The 4,424-nt window shown below is 65.4% G+C and carries 5 protein-coding genes and 2 pseudogenes; 5 read left to right on the forward strand and 2 right to left on the reverse strand.

Annotated elements, in window-relative coordinates:
• From AB4Y43_RS40070 to rfaE2, 5 genes and pseudogenes are all read left to right on the forward strand, one after another.
• Positions 1–566 (forward strand): enoyl-CoA hydratase/isomerase family protein (locus AB4Y43_RS40070; RefSeq protein WP_368730260.1); only part of this gene is annotated, 566 nt, incomplete at its 5' end.
• Between the two features lie 109 nt (positions 567–675).
• Complete coding sequence (locus tag AB4Y43_RS40075) at positions 676–1,446, forward strand: PhaM family polyhydroxyalkanoate granule multifunctional regulatory protein (RefSeq protein WP_368730261.1); 771 nt, start codon at positions 676–678, stop codon at positions 1,444–1,446.
• Between the two features lie 30 nt (positions 1,447–1,476).
• Positions 1,477–1,664, forward strand: a pseudogene (locus AB4Y43_RS40080) (patatin-like phospholipase family protein); the annotation flags it as partial.
• Positions 1,665–2,263: 599 nt separating this feature from the next.
• Positions 2,264–3,133 (forward strand): acyl-ACP desaturase, encoded by an 870-nt coding sequence (locus AB4Y43_RS40085; RefSeq protein WP_028201777.1) that lies wholly within the window; start codon positions 2,264–2,266, stop codon positions 3,131–3,133.
• Between the two features lie 166 nt (positions 3,134–3,299).
• The gene (rfaE2, locus tag AB4Y43_RS40090) at positions 3,300–3,791 is read left to right on the forward strand and encodes a D-glycero-beta-D-manno-heptose 1-phosphate adenylyltransferase (RefSeq protein ID WP_368730262.1); all 492 of its coding nucleotides are present in this window, start codon (positions 3,300–3,302) and stop codon (positions 3,789–3,791) included.
• A 111-nt stretch (positions 3,792–3,902) separates the two neighbouring features.
• Here rfaE2 and AB4Y43_RS40095 read toward each other — a convergent pair whose 3' ends face one another.
• Positions 3,903–4,142: a hypothetical protein gene (locus AB4Y43_RS40095; RefSeq protein ID WP_342949561.1), complete on the reverse strand. Its 240-nt coding sequence runs from the start codon at positions 4,140–4,142 to the stop codon at positions 3,903–3,905.
• 73 nt (positions 4,143–4,215) lie between these two features.
• Positions 4,216–4,424: pseudogene (locus tag AB4Y43_RS40100) on the reverse strand (pantothenate kinase); the annotation flags it as partial.

Raw genomic sequence — 4,424 nt, forward strand, 5'->3', positions numbered from 1 at the left:
ATTTCGACGTGCGCGCGCGCGTGTGGCGCGAGGCGCGCGACCTCGTCTACAACGTGATCAACTGCGGCAAGCCGATCGTCTCGGCCATGCACGGTCCGGCGGTGGGCGCGGGGCTCGTCGCGGGACTGCTGGCCGACATTTCCATCGCCACCAAGACGGCGCGCATCATCGATGGCCATACGCGCCTGGGCGTCGCGGCGGGCGACCACGCGGCGATCGTGTGGCCGCTGTTGTGCGGCATGGCGAAGGCGAAGTATTACCTGCTGCTGTGCGAGCCGGTGAGCGGCGAGGAGGCGGAGCGCATCGGCCTCGTCTCGCTCGCCGTGGACGAGAACGACTTGCTGCCGAAAGCGTTCGAAGTGGCGAAGCGCCTCGCCAACGGTTCGCAAACCGCGTTGCGCTGGACCAAGTACGCGCTCAACAACTGGCTGCGCATGGCGGGGCCGAACTTCGACACGTCGCTCGCGCTCGAATTCATGGGCTTCGCGGGACCCGATGTGCGCGAAGGCGTGAAGTCGCTGCGCGAGCGGCGCGCGCCGGAGTTTCCGGGCGGCGATCCATTCTGATTCGCGCTTTCTGCCGATTTCTGGTTTTACGCGCGCTATCATCGAAGAGATCGTTTCGTGCCGCCCGCGCGCGCGCATTTGACCACCTATCTATGCGAGGGAGTACCGCATGACCGACTCAGCAGGCACCATGCCGCCGTTCCCGGGTTTTCCGGGCTTTCCGCCCGCCGAAATGCTCGACCAGATGTGGGGGATGATGCGCCTCACGCCGTTCGGCGGCGCGTTTCCGGGCGGCGAACCGGGCGTGGCGCAAGCCTTTGGCCCGCCGCTTTCGATGATGACCGACATGATGACGCCGCTCACCAACATCGAGGAACTCGACAAGCGGATCACCGATTTGCGCGCCGTCGAGCAGTGGCTGAAGCTCAATCTCGGTATGTTGCAGTCCGCCATCCAGGCGCTCGAGGTACAGCGCGCCACGCTCACCACGCTGCGTGCGTTCGGCGCGTTCGCGCAGGCGCAGATGACGCCGACGCACGCCGAATCCGAAGCGCCGAGAGCGGGCGCCGCGCGCGAGCGGGCCGCTGAGTCCGAGGCCGCGAACGCAGGCGCTGCGTCCGAAGGTGCGGCAGCCGCGCCGCCGGGCTTCGACGCGGGTTCGTGGTGGAATCTCGTGCAGGCGCAGTTCAACCAACTTGCGCAATTCGCGATGGCGCAACCCGCCGCCGCGGCGCAGGCCGCGCAAGCGGCGGCGCAAGCGGTGAGCGAGGCGCAGGCGAAGACCGAAGCCGCCACGGCCAAACGCAGCAGCACCGCCAAGCGGAGCAGCAACACCGGCAACGGCAACGGCAATGGCAATGGCAATGGCAATGGCAACAGCGGCGGCGCAGGCCGCAGCGCGCCGCGCGGCGCGAAGAAGGCGCCGGCGCAGCCCGAATAAGGCGCGCCGCGGCGCTCGCCGTCACGGCGCAGCCATTCGTCGGGGCGGCACGTCACGTTCTACCAGGTGCAAGCCGGTTGTCGTGGCGGCGCGTGCAACGCACCGCGCGCATGGTCGCGCTCACGCCCGCGCATCTGCTCGCTTCGGCGGCGATTCCATTCGTGTTCCCGGCCGTGCGTCTCGAACTCGACGGCCGCCACGAATATTTCGGCGACGGCTGAATTGATCGAACTGGATGACCACGACACGCTCGCTCAAAGCGACGTTCTTTTGACTTGGCTCAAAGCCCCGACAGACGGCGCGATCATGGATTTCGGGGCGCGGCGGAACTGAAACATCGGCATGCTATTATTGTGTAAGGTTTTTCCGGTCATTTGTGGGAGTTGCGGACGGCGTTGCGACGCTCCGCCGCGCAGGTTCCACGGCCTTGACGGGCGGGATGTCGGCCCATTTGAAAATCAGCCAGCAGGTGTGTCAAAAAGACGTCGACGTGGGGTGCGAGAATGCGGCATTGTGTCGCATAGCCGCGCGGCGATGGCTTGCATGCCTTGCCGGTATCGGTAGTGATCAGCGGTATCAGGCGGCCGGGTTCGAGGAACGGAGCAGCTATCCAGAATCCACGACGGCGCCTTCATTCCGGTTGGCTGGATTGTCGTGGGGCGACGCGTGTTGCGTTCGCCGGTCTGCGATTGCGTCCAGAGGGCCGGATACCGCGTAAAATTAAATGCTTTTTGCCTGCGCGGCCGCGTTGTATGCGGGCACGCGGCACGCTACGAATTCGTCATGCGCGCGTTTTGCGCAGATCAGGGGCGGGACTATGAACACGATGCTTTATCCGGAACTTTACAAATCGCTCGAATCGGTCCGATGGGACATGGAAAAGGACATTCCCTGGGACAAGTTCGATGCGTCGCTCCTTACCGATGAGCAGGCCGCGACCATCAAGATGAACGCGATCACCGAATGGTCGGCGCTGCCGGCCACGGAAATGTTCCTGCGCGACAACCATCACGACAGCGACTTTTCGGCGTTCATGAGCGTGTGGTTCTTCGAGGAGCAAAAGCATTCGCTCGTGCTCATGGAATACCTGCGCCGCTTCAAGCCGGAAATGGTGCCGACGGAAGAAGAGTTGCACGCCGTGCGCTTCGAGTTCGATCCGGCGCCGCCGCTCGAAACGCTCATGCTGCACTTCTGCGGCGAAATCCGCCTGAACCACTGGTATCGCCGTGCCGCCGAATGGCACACGGAACCGGTCATCAAGGCCATCTACGAAACGATTTCGCGCGACGAAGCGCGCCACGGCGGCGCCTATCTGCGCTACATGAAGAAGGCGCTCAACAATTTCGGCGACGTCGCGCGCGCGGCGTTCGCGAAGATCGGCGTGCTGATGGCTTCGGCGCGCCGCACCGAAAAGCCGCTGCACCCGACGAATCTGCACGTGAACCAGGCGCTGTTCCCGCGCGACACCGTGCAGTCGCGCCTGCCCGACCCGGAATGGCTCGAGCGCTGGCTCGACGAGCAGATCCGTTTCGACGACGGGTGGGAAAAGAAGGTGATCGAGCGCATTCTGCACAACCTCTCGATCCTGTTCGAGCGCACGTTCACCACGGCGCAGGAACTGAACCGCTATCGCAAGGAAGTGGTGCAGCGCCTGCAGGCCGAGCAAGGCACGCAACAGCCGGCCTGACGCGCCGGGACATCTCGCGTGCGTGCTTTCGTGGCGCGCCGCGACCGGGACGGCCCGAAGCGCTTTTCGCGTGACGGGCCGTTTTCATTGGCGCGCGTCTCACTGGCTTGCTCAATGCGGCACGCCCAAATCGATCCGCGCCTATTTTTTATCCGAGCCTCATTCCATGCCCGCTTCCTTCGAACGCAAGATCACGACCCGCGAGGCGCTCGCGCAACTGCGCGCCTCGCTGCCCGGCCCTGTGGTGTTCACCAATGGCGTCTTCGACATCCTGCACCGCGGACACGTCACCTATCTCGCCGATGCGAAGTCGCTGGGCGCCACGCTGATCGTCGGCGTGAACAGCGACGCTTCGGTGAAGATGCTCGGCAAGGGCGATGACCGCCCCATCAACAACGAGAACGACCGCATGGCGCTGCTGGCGGCGCTGGAGAGCGTGGACTGGGTCGTGCAGTTCGGTGAGCAAACGCCCGTCGAGCTGATCGGAGCCTTGCGCCCGGACATTCTCGTGAAGGGCGGCGACTACGACATGGACGCGCTGCCCGAGTCGGCGCTGGTGCGCGGCTGGGGCGGTCGGGCGCTCGCGATCGCCTTCGAGCACGACCGCTCCACGACGAAGCTGCTGCAGAAAGTGCGCGCGCAGGAAGGATCGAAGTAAGTCGCGACGTACGTCCGCACGATGTGGCGGACGATGCAAAACCGGCCGGAGGCCGGGCCGCCCAACGCATGGGCGCGCCCGACCCCCGGCCGGTTGCGTTTGAGCTGTCGCTTACTGCGTGAGGGTCGACGCCTGCACCGACGGTACCGTCACCGGGCCGCCGACGGTCGGCACGTCGGCCGATTCGGACGGTCGGATCGGCTTCACCACGAGCCGCTCGGGGTGGATCTGCCGGTTCAGGTGCTGGGTTTCGCGCGAACCCGACGAGGGCGTCGGGCCGAACACGCCGCCAATGGCCGCAAAGGCCAGGCCGTTGGCGAGAATCAGAATGGCGATCAGCCAGCGCAGCATCGTGTGAAGCTCCTTCGAAAACGTTCGTTCAGTTTCAGGGCCGGATGTAAGCGGCAAACGGGTGACGCGCGTCTCAGGACTGCGCCGCGATGAGCGCCAGGCCCGACAGCACCAGTGCATCGTGGCGAGTATGCGGCACCTTGAGCGCCGCTGTCACTTCGGCCGCTGCGCCGCCGCTCACCACGAGCCGCACTGGCATTCTCCACGCATCCTGTAGATCCGCCCAGGCGCGCTCGACGAGCGCGGCCTGCGCGAGCGCACAGCCCGCCGCAATCGAGCTTC

Origin of the sequence: Paraburkholderia sp. BR10872, assembly GCF_040965835.1 — a bacterium.
Lineage (GTDB): Bacteria > Pseudomonadota > Gammaproteobacteria > Burkholderiales > Burkholderiaceae > Paraburkholderia > Paraburkholderia nodosa_A.